The sequence below is a fragment of the Halobacteriovoraceae bacterium genome (genome assembly GCA_020635115.1).
In the GTDB taxonomy this organism is placed as follows: Bacteria; Bdellovibrionota; Bacteriovoracia; order Bacteriovoracales; family Bacteriovoracaceae; genus JACKAK01.
In genome coordinates, this window is record JACKAK010000003.1 from 434,672 (window position 1) to 453,263 (window position 18,592).

14 protein-coding genes are annotated in these 18,592 nt (G+C 32.8%); 8 read left to right on the forward strand and 6 right to left on the reverse strand.

All coding sequences use genetic code 11. The annotated features are described in order from the left end of the window. Window positions 1–184 precede the first annotated feature (184 nt). Window positions 185–3,085: a hypothetical protein gene (locus H6622_06435; protein MCB9061140.1), complete on the forward strand. Its 2,901-nt coding sequence runs from the start codon at window positions 185–187 to the stop codon at window positions 3,083–3,085. A gap of 7 nt (window positions 3,086–3,092) precedes the next feature. Beyond that, window positions 3,093–3,623, forward strand: a complete 531-nt coding sequence (locus H6622_06440; GenBank protein ID MCB9061141.1) for an NYN domain-containing protein — start codon at window positions 3,093–3,095, stop codon at window positions 3,621–3,623. On the opposite strand, the gene H6622_06445 is transcribed toward H6622_06440, so the two are convergent. Both H6622_06445 and H6622_06450 read right to left on the reverse strand, forming a co-directional pair. Then, complete coding sequence (locus H6622_06445) at window positions 3,610–4,146, reverse strand: NUDIX hydrolase (GenBank protein MCB9061142.1); 537 nt, start codon at window positions 4,144–4,146, stop codon at window positions 3,610–3,612. The genes H6622_06440 and H6622_06445 overlap by 14 nt on opposite strands. 9 nt (window positions 4,147–4,155) lie before the next feature. Then, window positions 4,156–5,280, reverse strand: a complete 1,125-nt coding sequence (locus H6622_06450) for a GHKL domain-containing protein (GenBank protein ID MCB9061143.1) — start codon at window positions 5,278–5,280, stop codon at window positions 4,156–4,158. Window positions 5,281–5,453: 173 nt separating this feature from the next. Between H6622_06450 and H6622_06455 the strand changes: the two genes are divergently transcribed. From H6622_06455 to H6622_06465, 3 genes are all read left to right on the forward strand, one after another. Next, a complete protein-coding gene (locus H6622_06455) occupies window positions 5,454–7,238 on the forward strand; it encodes a hypothetical protein (GenBank protein ID MCB9061144.1) in 1,785 nt (594 codons plus the stop codon). After that, on the forward strand, window positions 7,238–7,981 hold the full coding sequence (locus tag H6622_06460) for a hypothetical protein (GenBank protein MCB9061145.1): 744 nt from the start codon (window positions 7,238–7,240) through the stop codon (window positions 7,979–7,981). Before H6622_06455 ends, H6622_06460 begins: the two co-directional genes overlap by 1 nt. Window positions 7,982–8,043: 62 nt before the next feature. Then, complete coding sequence (locus H6622_06465) at window positions 8,044–8,571, forward strand: transcriptional regulator (GenBank protein MCB9061146.1); 528 nt, start codon at window positions 8,044–8,046, stop codon at window positions 8,569–8,571. A gap of 14 nt (window positions 8,572–8,585) precedes the next feature. Here the strand turns inward: H6622_06465 and H6622_06470 are convergent, their stop codons facing one another. Together H6622_06470 and H6622_06475 are read right to left on the reverse strand one after the other, a co-directional pair. Beyond that, window positions 8,586–8,780, reverse strand: coding sequence for a hypothetical protein (locus tag H6622_06470; GenBank protein ID MCB9061147.1), 195 nt, complete (start codon window positions 8,778–8,780; stop codon window positions 8,586–8,588). A 105-nt stretch (window positions 8,781–8,885) separates the two neighbouring features. Then, window positions 8,886–10,616, reverse strand: a complete 1,731-nt coding sequence (locus tag H6622_06475; GenBank protein ID MCB9061148.1) for a hypothetical protein — start codon at window positions 10,614–10,616, stop codon at window positions 8,886–8,888. Window positions 10,617–10,646: 30 nt separating this feature from the next. Here H6622_06475 and H6622_06480 point away from each other — a divergent pair, with 30 nt between their 5' ends. Next, window positions 10,647–12,761, forward strand: a complete 2,115-nt coding sequence (locus H6622_06480; GenBank protein MCB9061149.1) for a hypothetical protein — start codon at window positions 10,647–10,649, stop codon at window positions 12,759–12,761. A 4-nt stretch (window positions 12,762–12,765) separates the two neighbouring features. Here H6622_06480 and H6622_06485 read toward each other — a convergent pair whose 3' ends face one another. Both H6622_06485 and H6622_06490 read right to left on the reverse strand, forming a co-directional pair. Beyond that, window positions 12,766–13,833, reverse strand: a complete 1,068-nt coding sequence (locus tag H6622_06485) for a response regulator (protein ID MCB9061150.1) — start codon at window positions 13,831–13,833, stop codon at window positions 12,766–12,768. Between the two features lie 12 nt (window positions 13,834–13,845). Then, a complete protein-coding gene (locus tag H6622_06490) occupies window positions 13,846–15,678 on the reverse strand; it encodes an adenylate/guanylate cyclase domain-containing protein (GenBank protein MCB9061151.1) in 1,833 nt (610 codons plus the stop codon). Window positions 15,679–15,873: 195 nt separating this feature from the next. On the opposite strand from H6622_06490, the gene H6622_06495 reads away from it, so the two are divergent. Both H6622_06495 and H6622_06500 read left to right on the forward strand, forming a co-directional pair. Next, window positions 15,874–17,859, forward strand: coding sequence for a transketolase (locus H6622_06495; GenBank protein MCB9061152.1), 1,986 nt, complete (start codon window positions 15,874–15,876; stop codon window positions 17,857–17,859). 8 nt (window positions 17,860–17,867) lie between these two features. Then, window positions 17,868–18,592 (forward strand): FecR domain-containing protein (locus H6622_06500; protein ID MCB9061153.1); only part of this gene is annotated, 725 nt, incomplete at its 3' end.

Below are 18,592 nucleotides of genomic sequence, written 5' to 3' on the forward strand. Positions count from 1 at the left end.
AAATATTGTCTATTTGCCAATATTTTAAACTTTTCAAATGGAAGTACTATTTAGTGAAAATTCTCTAAAACAACCTATAAACAGATATTTGGGCCACCTAAACGAATCTTATTATACATGGCACTACTTGACGAACATGGGTCAGATAAGTTCAAATAGCTTTTAATTATCAAGTAGTTAAAAAATGTATAGAAAAAATATTTTAGTTCTTTTTATCTCTCTATTTGTTTCGATTCTTTGTTCTTGTGGTGTCATAAATGATTCAGCTCCAAAAAGAGATGTGTATTCTGGCGAAACAACATGTAGCATGAACACTGCAAAACTTCAGAAAATTCTCGAAGAAGATATTCAAGAAGCGATTGATTGTATTGAGCAAAATTTTGTAAGAGTATCTCAGCAAGTAAAAATCCAAAACGGCAAACATATTCAGAAAAATGAACTCTTCAAATTAACAACCAGATTACTTCCTGCTGATGGACACTTGATTGTTCAAAAAGCACTCTCCCTACTTTTTAAAATCAATAGTATTTTTTTAAAGGACGAGGCAGACAGATTATCAGTCGAAAATATTAAACCTTTCTTTGATATAATTAGGGTTGTAAACAAAGAAGGAGTTCATTTAAATCGAATCTTTAAAGAAATTAATAATGAAAATAATAAACGAAGTTTCTGGCGACTCAGAGCTGAATTTATACAATCTGTCACTAATATTTCTCAAAAGAGCCTCAACATTCAAAAAGACAGCAAAAAAGAAGTTAGTTTGAATATTGAAGAGTTTGCTCAAGAGTTAGATGAAAATCTAAGAAATACAGATCTAAAAGTTGAAAAAATTGTTTCTTTAAACTTTATCAAAAAACTTTTTTTAGGAGGGGATAGAAATATTCTAACTTCTACTGAACTCAAAGAGCTCTTTCAAAAAGCTCCTGACCTTTTAACTGTCCTTTTTGACACTTATTTTGTGAAGGATACTGATTTTTCACATGCAATAGAAAAAGATCGCTTTCTCTTAGAAAAAGTGAATCAAATAGAGGGTCTCATTCATCAAGGAAGTGAAGATGAAATATTATTTACAATCAAAGATCTTATTAATGCCAATGAAAAACTGCTTGAAAGTCTGAAGGAAAACTATGTAAAAAAATATGCTAAAACTATAGGTACTTTAAAAATTAATCTTTTAACCCAAAGTATAAAAGAAAGAGATACCGAAGATCCAAATAAATTTAGTTTAAAAAATATTAAAAAAATAATTTCCTTAGCAAAAGAATATTTTGAAATACAATATTTTTATAAATTAGCATTTAATCAATTTGAAGATCTTATGTCTGTGCCTTTGGCCCTTACAACTGATGTAACAAAAGACAAAGCAACTTACAGAGTTATTAACAAAAAAATGCCCAGCTCTCTTTCTGATCATATTTTTACACCAGAACAAAATAATAAACTATGGTTAAATTTTCTACACATTATTACAAATAATCGACTTTACCGTGACAAAAACGACCTCGTTCCCTTTTACTGGGACACTTATAAAAGGACTAAAAAAGGCCTCGTTGAAACGGCAGTTATTAGATGGGGCCTAGGTCAACTCTTTCCAAAATTTGGTTACCTATCTCCAAAATCAATGAGAGATAACATTATTCCAGGGCCTAAATATATTTTAGATGATGACCGTATTTGGACGGCCCTAAACTCATTTAAACAACTTCTACAAGAATTCAGACTTTGGACAATTTACCCTAAAACTTTTGCAAAAAACACCCGCCTTCTCTCAGATCTTTTCCAATTTCAATCTAATGGTGATCAAAAAATTGATCTAGATGAGGCAACAGATTACGCTCTTTTAGTTCTCGCAGCACTGCATATGGGAAAAAAGGTTTTTGATACCTTAGATGATCCAAGATACTGTTCTCTTAATGCCCCGGAACAAATTAAGGCAAAACAAGACTATGTTACAAAATTAAATTCTCAACTCGCTCAAATTGAAAAAGAAGATACTTATAAAATTAAATTAATCCAAGATGAAATCAGCAGACTTGATCAAGCAGATGAGAATACTCGCAGTATTTCATACTGGAACTACCTCCAGTCAAGACAACAATTTTGGAGAAAGAAAGTAGATAACGCTAATTCAGATGAAATCGAGGAAATCGCCAAAAAAATACTCCAATATATTGAAAAAGATATTAAAGACTTTGATTTTAAATATAAAAATAAAGAAATTAAATACTATGATCTTTTAATAATTAAGAAAAAAAGAGCAGAAGAAAGGTTTGTTGAAAAGAAAAGTGACTTGCTCAGAAAAATTAATACTTCAGGAAATGAAAAAGTGTATGACATTGTTTGTTATAGAAAACATTTTTCAAATGTTTTTCTAGATGAATTACGATTTAACTATTATCTTCCAAAGTTAAACGATTATATAAAAAATACTCCTCAAGGAAAAATTGATTTTTTCTTAAAAAGTGTAGAGGGATTCTCTAAAGATGGGGCCGGAGAAAATGAACCCATGATTCCAAGAAACAATATACTTTTTATTGGAAGTCTACTCAATATAGAATCTACTCTCATACGTTTTGACGACAATGCTGATAATGTTGCTGACCCAGAAGAACTTCTTTCGGCATTTGAAGTTTACCGGAGTATTATCTTAGAAAAAACTCAATCTAGCTTACATTTACTTGTTGATTTTTGGGCACCAAACGAATTGTCAAAAGAAGAAAAGGTTATTTTTTGCAATAAACAAGTAGAAAAACAAATTAAAAACAATAAAGATGCACTATGGGCCATGTATTATATGGTTAAATATAGAAGATTACCTGCTAAAGATTCTATGATTGATCCTCTCATATTTGTTTACTTCATAAAAATGAAACCAGAACAAGAACTTGTCCCCGGAGATCGTTTGAGCATTGGGGCCCTACTCGATTACTTAGTTAAGGCCGGCGGAATTCCCCCTGCACCAAAATTTCTTGATGAAATCCTAGCAGGCCCAGATAATTCTATTCCAGAACCTCCTCCAAGAAAACCTAAGGACAAGACTCACTGTTCAATTGTCTTAGATAAAGATTTATCGCATATACAATAGGAAATTTATGGGACATAAAATTGAAATTAATATAGGTCAAAACGTTGCCATCCTCATTGATGGAAATAATATTGAAAGGTCTATTCATGGTATCACGAAAGACAATAATTCTATGTTGAATTTCGATGCACTCATCCCTACGCTTGTAACCAACAGATCGCTCAATCGATTGATTTATTTTAAAGAGGGCAAAAATATATCCTCAAAACTGGCCGCAAGGTTACATGTTAATTATCATGGCAGTGTTGTTCCTTGCCACAAAAGTGCTGACATACCATTAACGATTAAGGCCATGCAGTTGGCATCAAAAGTTGATACTATCATCATTATGTCAGGTGATTCTGATTATATTGATCTTGTATCCCACCTCAAATTTGAAGGTGTAAGGGTTGAAATCGCATCGATTGAAAGCACAACCGCAAAAGCACTAATTGAAGAGGCCGATTATTTCCACCCCATAACTCAAGAACATTGGTTCAAATTAAACTCTCCCAAAAAAATGAGTAGACCAACAAAAAAGAATATTAAAAAAGTTTAGAAGATCTGGCCAATTGTAGGCCCAACATCATCGCGCTGTGGTTGAATTGCGAATATTGTTCAATTTTATCTCTGTCTACTAATTCAATTTCTATTTCCTCTAATGGGTCCAGACTTTGATTATGTTCGTTCTTGGTTTCTACTGCTAAAAAATAATAGTAATAATTATTCATGAAGGCCGGATTGACTTGATATTTTCCAAGAAAATGCCAGTTTTCGCTTATATAACCTGTTTCTTCTCTTAGTTCTCTAATGGCCGCTTCAAGTGGACTTTCACCAGAATCAATTAATCCTGCAGGGAATTCAAGTGTAAAATCATCTATTCCATGTCTATACTGTCTTACACAAATAAATTTTTTTAAATTATTTATTGGAATAATAATAACGCAGTCTCTTAGTTTTAATACATCAAAAAATGACTTCTTACTCTCATCAATCGCCGAATGCCTTTCGAATTGATGATGATTGAAAACCATACTTTTTGCGATGGCCTTTTGTGAGAGTGTAATCCATTTTTTTAACATAAAAACGATCTATTCTTTTAGAATAGGTAATAATAGCACAAATCTAGTATTCTTGCAGTTTGGATCTATATAAAGATCTCCTTTATGTCTATCGGCAATCTTTCTTGATATACTCAAACCTAATCCAGTCCCCTTTTCCTTGCCTTTTGTAGTGAAAAAAGAATCCATTAGCTTTTCTCGAATTTCGTCAGATATACCATGACCTGAATCAGTAACTAAAATTCGATACATTTCCTCTTCTTTCGAACATTCAATTTTAATCCATTTATCTTGAAGCTCTTCTATAGCATCTATGGCGTTTTTAATAAGGTTCACAAAAATTTGTGAAATTTGTACTGAATTTCCCTTAACAGTGTAACTCTCATCAATTCCTAAAACTTCAAGTGATACGTTGTGTTTTTTTAATTTGTACTCACACAAAAATACTGATTGATTTATGACTTCTAAGATTGAAAAAATTTCCCCCTCATCTAACTCTGAGTTTCTAGCAAGGTTTTTAAGGCCAACAATAATTTTCTCCACTCTGTCAGTCATTAGGTAAGCTTTATCAAGATCTTTAGAAATTTCACTATCAGAATCTAACTGTTTTAAATTTTTTTTCAACAATGTACGGATAAACATCAAAGGATTGTTAATTTCATGAATGATAGAGGCCGTCATTTCCCCAATAGCTGCAAGTTTCTCACTTTGTATTGTTTGGTTTCTTAGTTCTTTAATTTCTCCAGTGAGATTTTTATTAAGAATTTGGATTTCATCCATTTGGTTTTGAATATTCAAAAACTCTTCGTGCATATCCTCAAGAAAGGAATCAAATTTATGTGTCACATCCATTAAGTGAGAATTGATACTGATGATATTGCTGTCACTCAACAACTCAACTCTATTTGAAATATCACGAGTTACGATTAGATCTGAAATTCCCCGATCTAATTCAGCAAGTGGTTTATTCCATGTTTCAAAACGGTAACTTAGAAAAACATAAATAATTCCCAGACTAATAATGAAGAAAAATATCAGACCTGTGTAATGTTGTTTTTCTATAAAATATAGACATGAAATGAGTAAAAGGAGCAAAAGTCCTACAAACTTTGCTATTGTAAAAATCAATCTTTTATTATCGCTAGTATTTTCCATAGATCATTATCCCACTAATATAAATTAGTTCAACAAAAAAATATCCTTCTAAAAGAAATCTTAAGTTATATAAATAGGACCTGGTTTTTTTTGCCCATTTTTTACAAACCTCCAAAAGCCTTTATTGATCGATCATTTTGCCGATAAGCCAGACTCATCAGTAAGGAGGGGCCATGATTAAATATTTTTTTTTCACAAACATCATCATACTCAACTTCGCTTTTGCCTACAACTCTACTCCGAAATATTGGAACTGTAAGAATAAAAATTTTGGAAGTTGGAACTTTGGAAATTTTGCAGAATCCTGTGATGTCGATACTTTACTAGATGAACAAATTACATTCAATATTTATTCTCCATTGATTTATTTCGAAAATGAATATTCTCAAACAGAAAGAACAAGGTTTATGGAGCTAATGTACTCTACTCTTAAGGATATCTCACATTATTATTTTCTTAAACGTTCACCTATGGCCACTTTGCAGGAACTTGAGGCATGGGAAAAGGCCGTCTACTCAATGTCCAACCAAGAAAGCTTTTGGAGCCACTATAGAAAAAATGGGGATAAACTACAAGTGATGCGAGGTGACTATGGCCATGGACATGGTATAATGCAAGTCGATGACCGATGGCACTTTGATTATGTGAAAGATGGAAGGGCCTGGGGTCTGGTTCCACATTTCTTATTCTCCCTGGATATGTACTACAGTGCATGGCAAAAGTCGAAAACACAATGGTGTGTTGACTCTGAAACAAACTACGAATCGATCACTAGGTCAGCATACTCTGCTTATAACGGGGGGATGAGTTCAATTTGTCGTTGGACAAACCCAAAACACAAATGGGCCAGAAATGATATTAATTTTTGGCAAAAATTTCAAAATACACCATGGGAAAAATTTATTTTAGATTTTAATCGAATAGTTCCAATTGATATCGACTGTTTGGCTAATAATAAAACAAACTGTAGGCCAAAAACTCCTGGCGGTGATTTACCGCAAGAAAATAGTGTCTACTCTCAAAAAAATGGTAACTTCTGCGTATTTGAAGGCGAGAACTTTGAATGCATCAATGATGAAAAGTTTATTGGTTGTTTTTATGATGTTTTTACAATTCAAAAAGAAAAATATGATTTTAAAAATATGAGTGAAGATTTTCAAAAGAATTATGAATTCCAAAATATCGATGGACATAAATATTGTGAAAGATTTGCCAGAAGTATTTATTCAGCTGGAACGTTCATTAAACTTCAAAAAAATATTAATCTCAGACAAACTCCTGCAGGTCAAATTATTACTGTTTTAGAAAAATCTTCAACATTTCAAATTTTGGATTTTTTTACAATGCTAAGTGATTCACAAAAGAGATACTACAGGGTTCGATCTGGAAAATATGAAGGTTTTATCTACGCCGGAAATGCAAATGATTTCAGTCAGTGGACTATACCATCCAATAAAAAAACAGAGACATTTATTCTACAAAATAAAGATTATGCAGTTGTAAAAAACCCTTCCGGAATTAATGTAAGAGATAAAGTTGGAGGAAATGTCATTTCTTACGTACCTTTTGGAGAACAAATTGAAATTATTAATTTTTTCGTATTGAATAAAAATAACTCTGTTTATTATCAACTCGGAGATGAATATCAGAATGGACTTATATACGGAGGTCAAGTTACACCTGAGTTTACTCTAACAAATTGGGTATCACCGATTACACAAGATGATAATCAACAAAAAAATATTTCAGAACTTAAAGACCAATACTTTTATGCTTTTCTTTTAGATTGCTCTAGTCAATCTTGTAAAAAAACATATCGGTATATACTAGGCCCAGCTTCTCAAAAAGATTTTCATCAGTTCTATATAAACGAAATTCAAGGTACAAATGCCAAAATTGAAACAGTTAAAGGAAATCTTTCAGGATATTTACCTCTATCAATGATTAAAGGATATTGATGAAAATATTATTACTTCTATCAACAATAGGTGCATTAACTTTATTTATTTTTACTAGAACCAGTATGGAGTTTAATTTATCTACTCATAAAAGAGATAATAAAACATACCGTGGACCCAGTTCGCTGAAAAATGTCACAAAATTAAGTACTCAAAAATCCGTTATCGAAAAAAGTATTTCACTAAAACCTTTCGAAAGAATTCATGAACTATTGAAATGCTGGGATAATGAATGTTCTCAGTACTCATCAGATGACCCGAAAGAATATTACTTTTTACTTGGAGATAAACTTGCTCTTGAGGTATCAAATTTGAATATAGACCAAATTCAAAATGAGAGTGATATTTCAGAACTGCTTAATATTTTTAAAATAGAGAATGCATTTGTACGCGAAAAAGTTCTTGATCTTATCCAACAACTCCCTCCTGATGAAAAAATCAAAGAATTATTAACTCAATCTTTAACTGATAATTTCGAAGCTAAAATAGTTTATCAAACATTAATAGAACTTTTAATTAAATATCCTGATGATCCAAAAGTACTTCAAAAAGTAGAGCAACTTATTTTGAGTGGACCTCATTTTTCAAGAGTTTATTTTTTGGAAAGACTTTCTCCTCTTATCGATGAAAGAACATTTGCTTTTTTTAAAAATTTACTTCCCAAATTGAATTTTAACTCTCAAGAATATAAATTGCTAAAATTCGCAGTAAATGAATACTCCCTACATGTTCAGGGTGCTTAAACAAGTTGCCATTTCAAAAAAACTAAATTTATAATGAAACAAACTGTATTCAAGGAAAATCTATGCGTCTAGTTCATCTTCTTCTCCTATTTATGAGTTTATCTATTTTTTCTGAAGAATTATCTCCAGAAATTCGCAAGCTCCCTCCAACAAGCATGTCCGGCGATATTGGACATAAAATAAATGGAGATGAGTGGAAATCAACTGAATTTCAAAAGAAAGTCACTATTGTCTTTTATGTTGATCCAGATAAAAAAGATGTCAATGAACATGTTGGAGAGGCATTAAGTAAGGAACAATTCGATTTAAAAAATTATCAGTCTTATGCCATCATCAATATGGATGCAACAATGACTCCAAATTTTATTTTGAATTCGATTCTTAGTAAAAAACAAAAAAAATATCCCAACACTATCTATGTAAAAGATTTTACAAAGCATCTTGTTAAAACTTGGAACCTTCAGGATGATCAAAGCCATATTTTATTATTTGACAAATCTGGGCGCTTAATTTTCGAACAATATGATAAGCTCAATGACAAAAGTGTTAATGAGCTTATCAATTTGATTAAAGAAAATATGAAGAAATAGTAGTCTTCATTCAGCTACTTCGAAATAAACTTTTTAAGTTCAAATATCCGAGGATCTTCATCAATTACAAACAATGAATAAGGTCTGGCCAGTTCAACTCTTGCGCACTCAATATGTGAGTGCCCATCTTTGAATAAAACCATATCCTTACAAGGGTATACTCTTTCGTCAGCTTCCATCTTTTGATTACAAATTACACACCTATCCATAAATTCTCCTCCGTTCAGAGTTACTTTTAATTTACCGCATTAAAACAAAAAGTAAATAAAATTTAACCTTAATTAAACTTGACAAAATATTTATGATCATGTTTTTCAAAAATGGAGCGCAAAGCCCAGTCGGAATACCTGTCCAGAGATATCTCCATTACTGCTCGTGTTGTTCGGAACTTGACCTGACGCGTTTTTTAATTGAGTAAGACTACTTTGATGATATAGCAAACTATAACCAACTCTAAACTGCGCCGCGGCGTCATAGTTATAAGAAAGCCAACTTGTGAGTGCAAAACCATTTGAAGTGACATGTTTAGTTTGGTCAGGGGTGGTAAGAGCACTCATATGAATAAAATCATCATATTTACCAATGAGAAATAATCTATTTGTAAGAGTATATCTTACTCCCAATGTAAAAGTAGGCCCCACTGTCACATGTGAGCGAATATAAACTGTATCATCACTATTATCACTAGTATTGTTATTATCAACCTCTAAATAGAGTGCTTTTCTTATAAACCCGCCTAACATAGCAAAATACAACCAATCATTTTTCTTCCAGTCTCTATAGAGATGGGCCTGCATATGAAAATTTCTGGAAACTAAATCATCAATTAGATAAGTTGTAAGTTCACTATAAGTCCCAATTGAATAACTACTTAACCCTAATCTATAATTTAATCCAAAAGTAAATCGTTGTGCCGAGAGGTTTCTTGAAATCTTTGATTCATAGTAGTTTTCAGTACCTTGGTATGTAAATCTTGGAAGCTCTAAACTCACAAAAGCGCTCAAAGGTCCTCTTCTACTTAATTTTGTCATATAATCTTCTTCAAGCTTGGCCATACGAGATTCTTCTAAAGGTCTATACTTTTCAATAAGTTTAACCCCTCCTCCATCCCATTCAAATTCGACAAAACTAGTTTCTGAATCTAACCGCCCTTTTGCGTGAGTTTGAACTGCCACTCTATAGATTGCTTTTTTTAAAGATTTTGCCGGAAAGTAGATATTTGTCCCTTCTACTGGACTATTTTGATTTATAAGGGGCCATCGAAGTTTATCTTGCCTATAAACTTTGACCGAATAAAATTGTGCATCTGGAATTTTTTTCCAAAAAACTCTTAGTTTAGTATTTTCATAACGAACGATTACATCAGGTGCCTGTAATGGAAGACCTTCTAGATAAAATTTATAATATTCAATCACTGGAGGAATTTTGTCGTCTTTAGACGCTAGAGGAGTTAACCTCCATTTATAATTTTTTTGTGTAGGTAGGTTTATTTTTACTTTGGAACCTTTTACAAAATCTTGATGTATTGAAAGATCTTTATCATCAAAAACTTCAATATAATAAAAAGCAGCCCCATCTACTGGATTCCACTGAAAAGTAACAAGTTCTGAATCTTCAAAACTTGATTTCACTCTTTCTTCTGATACGGGACGTATAACCATTGGACTTGGAAAATTCACATCAAATGGTACGTAATCACTCCATGGGCCAGGAACACCTCTATAGTCGAGTGATCGGATCTTAAATTGATACGAACCAACTGGAAACCTATCACTCCATCTAGAGTTCACAGATTTGTAAACATCTACTAAATTTTTCGTACCTTTAAATATTTTTACAACTTCTACCTCATAGGAGAATGCCTCATTAACGGGTTCCCATTCCAATTCAATCTGATAAAATTCTGAACAAAGTGAAGAATTTATCGCTAATAGGATTAAAAGAATTATATTTTTTAAGTGTAAATTGGCCATCATAAACATTATATCAAGATTTATTTTTTCCATACCTGAGAAATTTGTTCCCTTCCTAATGGAATTTAACATGAACTTTAATTTATTTGCTAGAATTATGGCATGGATTTTATTTTTAAAAACAAGAAGTTAAAAAGAGTTCTATTCGCATTTGTCATTTCAAGTATTGGAGTTGGTTTGTCTTTTCTCTTTAGGCCACAACGTCCTCAAAGTGAATATGCTCAAAAAAAAGAACTCACCGCTATTATTTTGGCAGCAAATAATGAAGTCAAAAAGAAATTTCAGCAAGAAATTATCTGGGAAGATGCGCCTACAGGGGCTCCTTTATACAAGGGAGAAATAATCAAAACAGGAGAAAGTTCAACAACTTTAATCAGATTTTTAAAATCAGGAACTAAGATCGAATTAGAACCTAACACAGTCGTTGTTCTTGATGATTTAAATAATGAGGCCACAATTGATGTGATTGGAGGCTCATTACTTATTAAAGGACAATCTAAAAATGCACGCATGAAAATCAAATCTGGAAAAAAAATACTAGATATTGAAGATGCCGAGATGTCTGTATCTGTGGAAAAAAGTGGAAAAATGGGAGTTGAAATATATAAGGGGGCAGCAACGGCGATCATTAATGGACGTTCAATAGAACTTACGCGGCAAACATCAGGAGAAATTGACGATAAAAAGTTCACTGAAGACGAACTTTTTTTTCGAGATGTTAGACCTACATATGATGAAACTGTTTATATCAGCTCTTCAAAAGAACAAGACCTTATCAATATAACTTGGGCCAAACTTGTTCCTGGATATAAAATTGTACTAGAACGAGGTATACAACGAAATCAATTAGAAATCGTTCGTGATTTTATTGTAGATGGGACGACAGGTCTTCTTACAATCCCTTTTTCAATTGGAACATTTTATTGGAGATTAAAAGCAATACCTGAAAGTGATAAAAATAAAGTTTACTATTCAAAAACTTCAAAGATTATGGTTCGTTTAAAATCACGCCCCATTCTTGTTTCACCCTACAATGATGAACAAGTTTACTTAAAAGATAGGACACAAGCCATTAATTTTTTGTGGAACACTCCTGTAAAATTGGAACAACAGATTCTGGAAATAGCAAAAGATGAGTTATTCAAAAATAAAATTCATCAAAAGTTTTTAGAAAATACCAATAATTATCAAGTAAATATTATTGAGAAAGAGGGTAATTACTTTTGGAGAGTAAAAGGAGTATTAGAAAAATCTTCTTCTACAATAAGTTCAAATGTTGGACACTTTTCAGTTTTTTATGGAGAAATTGAAGTTCCTCCAACTTTAATTGCTCCAGAGCATGATCAGGTCTATCAATTAGGAGATAACTCTGCATATAATGTTGATTTAAAATGGAAACAACTTACTAACGTGAAAAATTATAAAGTTACTTTTAGAGGTCTTGGAGAAAAAAGTGATCTCCAGGTTACTAAGGAAGTAAAGAAAAATAACTTTTATATAAAAGGTTTGGTTCCTGGTGAGTATGAGTGGTTTGTTGTAGGTGTACTCAATTCAGGTAAACAAACTCCAAATTCACAAAACCGAAGATTTTCAATTGTATCTGCTAAAAACATACCTTGGACGGATTTCAAAAAAATCTATGAGTATTCAGATGAAAAACCAACTGTATCTCTCCAATGGGCAAAAATCAAAGATGTGAAATGGGAAATTGTCATGTCTCAAGATCCTTCACTTAAACTCTCAAATATCATTCGCCCTTATGAAAATAAGTGGAGCTTTATTCCTGCAAGTGATGGAGAATATTTTGTGAAGATTCTGGCCTATACTATGGATGAAATTCTTGTGGGAAAAAGCAAGACGGAAAAATTTAAAGTTTTTAAAAGACCACTTTTACCAGCTCCAGAATTCTTGGCAGAAATTCCCTCTCCAATCATTTCAGATAAAAGAGGAATTGTGAAAGTTGGAGTATATCCAGTGGAGAAGTCACAGGCCTATCTTTTAGAATTTTCTAATGATAAAGGGCGCATGGTAAGACAACAAGTCTCAGAAAAACCAATCATTAAAGTTGAGTCCTTAATGCCAGGTACATATTTTGTTACTGTTCAAGCTATAGATAAAATAGGAAGAAGTGGACTAAAAAGTCAAAAAAGACAACTCATCGTCCCTGAAGGAAGTTCGATTCGTCCTCCAGTTATCAAAAAGATTAAAATTAAATAATATCCTATTTTGAAAGTTCTTCAATTGCGCGAATTATTTTTTTAAAATTTGCTCCCATATACTCTTCTCCATTTAATTTCAAAAACTCATCTAATGACCATTCTTTGTTATTAATGATATATGTCGCCAAATCATGTGAAATGATAAAGAGAGCTGAAAAAGGATTTATTCTGGAGTGATGAATTCCTTTCGGAAAACCAGAACCATCTGGACGTTCATGATGTTGCCTAATCAAAGTTAAAACATCTTGAGATAAATCCTGAAATTTTTCAAGTAGACTGGCCACAACAAAAGGATGCTCTCGAACGGCCTGAATTTCTTCGTTTGAATTTGCTTTTTTCATTAACTCTAGCTGGTCACTCGATTGAATTCTAGCAAGGTCTGGTCTACTATCTATTGCATAATCATGTAAATAGGCCGCAATGACAAACTTTTCTAGTGCTGATTTTGTATTCCAATCTAATTTTTTTGAAATCGCAGTTGAAATATTAATAATTAATCCCACATGCGAAGGAATATATTTATCAGCGTTTCTTTCAATTTTTATAGTTTTCAGCATTTTCTTTAATTCTGGATTCTTCGAGATCCTTTTTAATATATCATCAACCATGACGTTCAACTCAGGTTGAGTAAATGGTAGACTCGTGTTAACAAGAGGCACTTCATCATTAGATTCATAGTTTTCAATAACTTCTTCAACTGGAGTTATTGCCAATGAGATTATAGACTTAAATGTCTTTTCGTCATAAGGCTTCTTTAAAATACCTGCAAATCTTTTTGTGTATTTTTTAATAAAATTTTCATTTACATGCCCACTTGATATTACAATTGGAGCTAAATAATTAGGATTATCCTGATTTTCAATAAGAAATTTTAAAATCTGAGCACCATTTTCATTACTTCCTAAACTAATATCTAATACAATACAATCGTAGGAATTTTCTTTAATTTTTTCGATACCATCAGATACATTTACTGCACTATCAATAATTTCGAAAAAATCTTGAGCATAAATACTTAATACTTCTATTATATCCTTTTCATCTTCTACTATTAAAACTCGCGATTGCATATTTTGATTCCTTTATGCACCCAATTTGACTTTATCAGTTTGTGAGGACTGATAAGAAGAGTACTTCGTTTCAACTTTTTGCGGATTTCTATTTTGATCATAATAACCAAGAACCTTATATGTTTTAAGGGCTTCCTTTTTTCCTTTTACTGAGGTATCACCAACTTTTTCAAAAATAAAATTCTTTTCAGTCTTTTGAAATATTCTCTCACTCACTAAAAAATCTGTTCCGTGTGCTTTCGTACTCGATTCAATTCTAGAAGCAGTATTAACGACGTCTCCTATAACAGTATACTCCATTCTTTCATTTGATCCTATCGTTCCAGAAACAACTTCTCCATAGTGAAGTCCCATACCCATAATGATTGGATTCCTTTTTGTAGATATTCTTAAATGATTAAATTTTGCTAATTCAATTCTCATTTTCAAACAAGCACTTACTGCATTTTGACAATCAGCTTCGTGCGACTTTGGCACTCCCCAAACTGCCATTATTGCATCTCCAACGAATTTATCTACAACTCCTCCATATTCGTTAATAATTCCAACCATAATCTCAAAATAAGCATTCAGCATATTCACGACTTCTTCTGGAGAATTATTTTCACTGTAATCCGTAAAACCTCGAATATCTGAAAAAAATATCACTACTTCTTTTTTCTCACCTTCCCTATTTAATGGGTTACTCAGAATTTCTTCCGCTACACTAGATCCATGAAACTTACTGAACATGTTTTTTATTTTATCTCTTTCTTTTAATCCCTCAAGCATTAAATCAAATGACTTAGCAAGCTCACCAATTTCATCATTGGCAGAAACAACATTTTCAACTTCAATATCAAAATTTCCTGCAGCAATTTTTTTTGTAATCTCTACAAGCTTTTCTATAGGCCTAGTCAAACCCGTTGAAAAAATAAAAATGACAAAAAAACTCACAGATAAAATTATTCCTAAAGTAAAAAAAGTATAGGATTTCACAAACTGCGCAGGGGCCTTGATTAGATTTTTAGGAGTCAATGTAAAAAGAACGAGATCACTTAGTCCCTTAGCATGAGTAGAAATGTATTCTTTTGAATCACTCATTGTGACATATTTTTGCTTGATCTTAATTTTTGCTTCACTGGCCTCTTGATATAGTTTTGTATAGGGAAATTTTGCATTTTTTACAACATTTTCCTCGTTTTTATCTCCAATAACCCTTCCATTCCCATCAACCAGAAACATTTGTATTGGACCTTCAATTTTAAATGCTTTCTTCAACTGACCCATATAGATTATTGCCGTCACAATATGCCTATAATTGCCCGTTTTTTTTTCTTTCAAAATTGGAAAATCTATTCTTAACAATGGAGCTTTTTTCACTTCATTTGAAGCATTAATAATTGAAACTTTTCCAGTTAAAGTATCTACATCCTTAACATTATTTCTAAAAAGTACATCATTTATATCCTCAAGCTCAAGACCATTATCTTTTGCAAGACGATGATTAAATTTATCTTTCAATGACTCAAAGCTCCCAAATTTATGTTCTTTTACAACTAAATAAAGAAGATCTTTTTCAAAATCAAATGAATCAGTTGCAGGTAACTCTTCATTCACACTTTGATCTTCTCTAATTGATTCAATGGCAAAAAGTCTCATTTTATCAATGTGATTGTTTATAATTCCTTCCACCTGATCAAGCTTTGAAGTTGTTAAACTTAGGCTATTAAACTCTTCCCTCTGCGAAGACATTTCTTCATAAAAAGTTGAACTTTGCCAAGCTGTGACACCTCCAATTACTCCCAAAAGAATAAAAGAAAGTATTGTAATTTTTGCAAAAATTGGCAGGCGTAAACCTCTCATAGGACTCCAAAATAACGCAACAATTCAAAACTTATTCGGTTTTACTCAAAATGTTTAAAATTAAACAGCATCTAAAGATTAAAACTGATCATTTTTTCCGATAAATCTACAAGTATGCAAAGATTAGGTTTGCGAGTTAAAAAAGCAAATAGTAAACTGCCAGCAAAAATTTCCTGTCCCAAATCGGAGTCAAATATGAAGGTATTACCTATCAAAAACCGTCTTGCAAAAACACCATTAAACAAACCTTTTTGTTCAACTACTGTCCAAAACAACAAAGGCCAGGACATCGAACTTGCCGATCCTAATTTTACAAGAGGCCTCGTTCTACTCATGAACCAATATGCAGTAAAAGGTGGGGCCGCTGCTCATTGGGGTGGGCCAGCTGCACTTGCTGAAATAATGAGTGCGACCCATTCTCTTATGTTTTCAATATCAAAACAAAACAACAACGAATGGTACCAAAGCTTCAATTTTGTAAACGATGCAGGACATACAGAAAATGGCATTTACGCACTTAGGGCCAATTGGGGATTTGACGATTTAACACTGGAATCTCTTAAAAAATTTCGTTCAATAGAAAGTAAACTCACAGGACATGGGGAGGCCCATCTTAACCCTGAAGGAGTTTATATTAGCAATGGGCCTTTAGGTTCCGGCCTTCCACAGGCCCAAGGTTTGGCGATAGCTGATAAAATATTAGGAAATAAACGTAAAACAATTTGCGTTATTAGTGATGGCGCAGCAATGGAAGGTGAGGCCAAAGAATCTTTTTCGGCCATTCCTGGCCTCTATCAAAAGAAAAAGATCAATCCCTTCTTAATGATCATTTCAGATAATAATACTAAACTTTCTGGACGAATTTCTGAAGACTCATATTCAATGAAAGAAACATTTGAATCTTTACATTTATTAGGATGGGATGTTGTTAAGGTTGATGAGGGAAATGATCTTCAAAAAGTTTATCTGGCCATCGAAAAATCACTTGAATCTTTAAACAACTCTAATCGGCCCATCTGTTTATGGTGTAAAACAATAAAAGGTTATGGAATCGAAGATACCCAAAAAGCAGCGAGTGGTGGACATGGACATCCTCTGGCCTACGGAGATGATAAATTAAATGACTACCTTAATGAAATTTTTAAAGGTGAAGTTCCTCCTCCCCTAAAAGAATGGGCCATCGATCTACAACAAAAAACTGAATCCAAAAAACCCGGGATAAAAAAAGAAAAAGTTCAAATTGGAATAGCAGCTGCACTAAACAAGGCCATTAGTGAAGGTTATCCAGTTTTTTCATTATCATCTGATTTACAAGGATCAACAGGTCTTAAGGAAATGCATAAACAAAACCCAGACAAATACATTGATCTGGGAGTTTCAGAATCAAATATGATTAACTCATCAATTGGTCTAGCTAAAGCTGGTCTGATTCCTGTAGTTGACACGTTTGCACAATTTGCAATTACAAAAGGAAATTTACCTACAATTATGAGCTCACTTTCTCAAGGCCCATATATTGGTATTTTTAGTCACACAGGTTTTCAAGATGCTGCCGATGGAGCTTCCCATCAGGCCACAACTTATTTTGCAGCAATGAGTTCAATTCCAGATACTGATGTTTATAATTTGAGTACGTCAGAGGAAGCAGAATTTTTCGTGTACGAAGTGATTAAAAAATACTCAGAATCCGTAGCTAGCGGAGAAACTCCTCCAACATCACTATTTTTTCTTGGAAGAGAAAATTTTGTACCTAAATATCAAAATCAGAATTTTGAAATAAATAAGGCCCAAGTACTTACATCTGGTAATCAAGTAACACTTGTGACAAGTGGCCCTCTCGTACAAAATGCACTTGAGGCCTATGAGTTACTCAAAAATAATCATAATATTGAAATCACAGTTATTAATTCTCCACAAATTAATAAACCAGACACAAATACAATAACCCATTGCCTTAAACAAACATCTGGAAAACTCATTACCCTAGAAGACCATCAAATAATTGGTGGACAGGGTCAAATTCTCGCCCATAAACTTCTATTGGAAGGTGCGACATTTAAACTTAGATCAATGGGGATCAACGGAAATTTTGGCCGTTCTGCCTATAAGGCCCTTGACCTCTATAAGTTGAATAAACTCTCAACCCAGGATATCATTAATGAGGTGTTAAACTTCAATTAAGGATTCTTATGGTTCTTCATATTTTCCTAGCAATAATCCTCTCATTTAGAATTTATGCTGGAGACACAGTTGCAGAAGTTATCCTTGTCAAAGGACAAGTGACTAAGTTGTATCCTGGTACGCTTAAGGCCCTAGAAGTGAAGTTGGGAGATAAATTACCTGAGGATACTTCTCTTGCAACAGCAGAGCGCAGTATTGTTAGAGTAAAGTATTCTGATGGTTCTCAAGTAACTATTGGCCCTAAAGGACATGTAAATTTAGTGATGGCCAGCAAAAAAGGGAGTGGACTCATTTCACTTCTTAAGGGAAAAATTCGTTCGCAGGTGATGAAAAATGGAGATTCACAAAAAACAAAACTCATCATCAAAACTAGAAATGCTGCACTAGGGGTAAGGGGAACAGATTTTCAAACTGTTTATAACCCGGCCAATAAAAATACTTCTCTGGTCACATTTGATGGTGAAGTCGCCATGAAAAAAGTAAGTGATAAAGAAATTCTTAAAAAAAGTATCGAAACGAGTACAACTCCCACAAAGGCCCCGGTTCAAAACTTTGAAGATTACGATAAAATCATCGATAAAAATAATGTTCTCGTCAAAAAAGGTAGATTTAGTGGTGTTTCACAACAGGCAACTCAAGCAACTAATCCAATCAAAATTAATCCCAAACAGTATGTTGCTTTAAAAAAGTCGAACGAATTTAATATTTCAAAAAAACCAATCGAAATAACAGA

What these genes read in the sequence shown, in the direction of transcription:
- H6622_06440 (MCB9061141.1), top strand. Translation starts at nt 3,093, where the DNA reads ATGGGACATAAAATTGAAATTAATATAGGTCAAAACGTTGCCATCCTC.
- H6622_06485 (MCB9061150.1), bottom strand. Translation starts at nt 13,833, where the DNA reads ATGCAATCGCGAGTTTTAATAGTAGAAGATGAAAAGGATATAATAGAA.
- H6622_06445 (MCB9061142.1), bottom strand. Translation starts at nt 4,146, where the DNA reads ATGTTAAAAAAATGGATTACACTCTCACAAAAGGCCATCGCAAAAAGT.
- H6622_06470 (MCB9061147.1), bottom strand. Translation starts at nt 8,780, where the DNA reads ATGGATAGGTGTGTAATTTGTAATCAAAAGATGGAAGCTGACGAAAGA.
- H6622_06465 (MCB9061146.1), top strand. Translation starts at nt 8,044, where the DNA reads ATGCGTCTAGTTCATCTTCTTCTCCTATTTATGAGTTTATCTATTTTT.
- H6622_06435 (MCB9061140.1), top strand. Translation starts at nt 185, where the DNA reads ATGTATAGAAAAAATATTTTAGTTCTTTTTATCTCTCTATTTGTTTCG.
- H6622_06490 (MCB9061151.1), bottom strand. Translation starts at nt 15,678, where the DNA reads ATGAGAGGTTTACGCCTGCCAATTTTTGCAAAAATTACAATACTTTCT.
- H6622_06460 (MCB9061145.1), top strand. Translation starts at nt 7,238, where the DNA reads ATGAAAATATTATTACTTCTATCAACAATAGGTGCATTAACTTTATTT.
- H6622_06480 (MCB9061149.1), top strand. Translation starts at nt 10,647, where the DNA reads ATGGATTTTATTTTTAAAAACAAGAAGTTAAAAAGAGTTCTATTCGCA.
- H6622_06455 (MCB9061144.1), top strand. Translation starts at nt 5,454, where the DNA reads ATGATTAAATATTTTTTTTTCACAAACATCATCATACTCAACTTCGCT.
- H6622_06450 (MCB9061143.1), bottom strand. Translation starts at nt 5,280, where the DNA reads ATGGAAAATACTAGCGATAATAAAAGATTGATTTTTACAATAGCAAAG.
- H6622_06475 (MCB9061148.1), bottom strand. Translation starts at nt 10,616, where the DNA reads ATGTTAAATTCCATTAGGAAGGGAACAAATTTCTCAGGTATGGAAAAA.
- H6622_06495 (MCB9061152.1), top strand. Translation starts at nt 15,874, where the DNA reads ATGAAGGTATTACCTATCAAAAACCGTCTTGCAAAAACACCATTAAAC.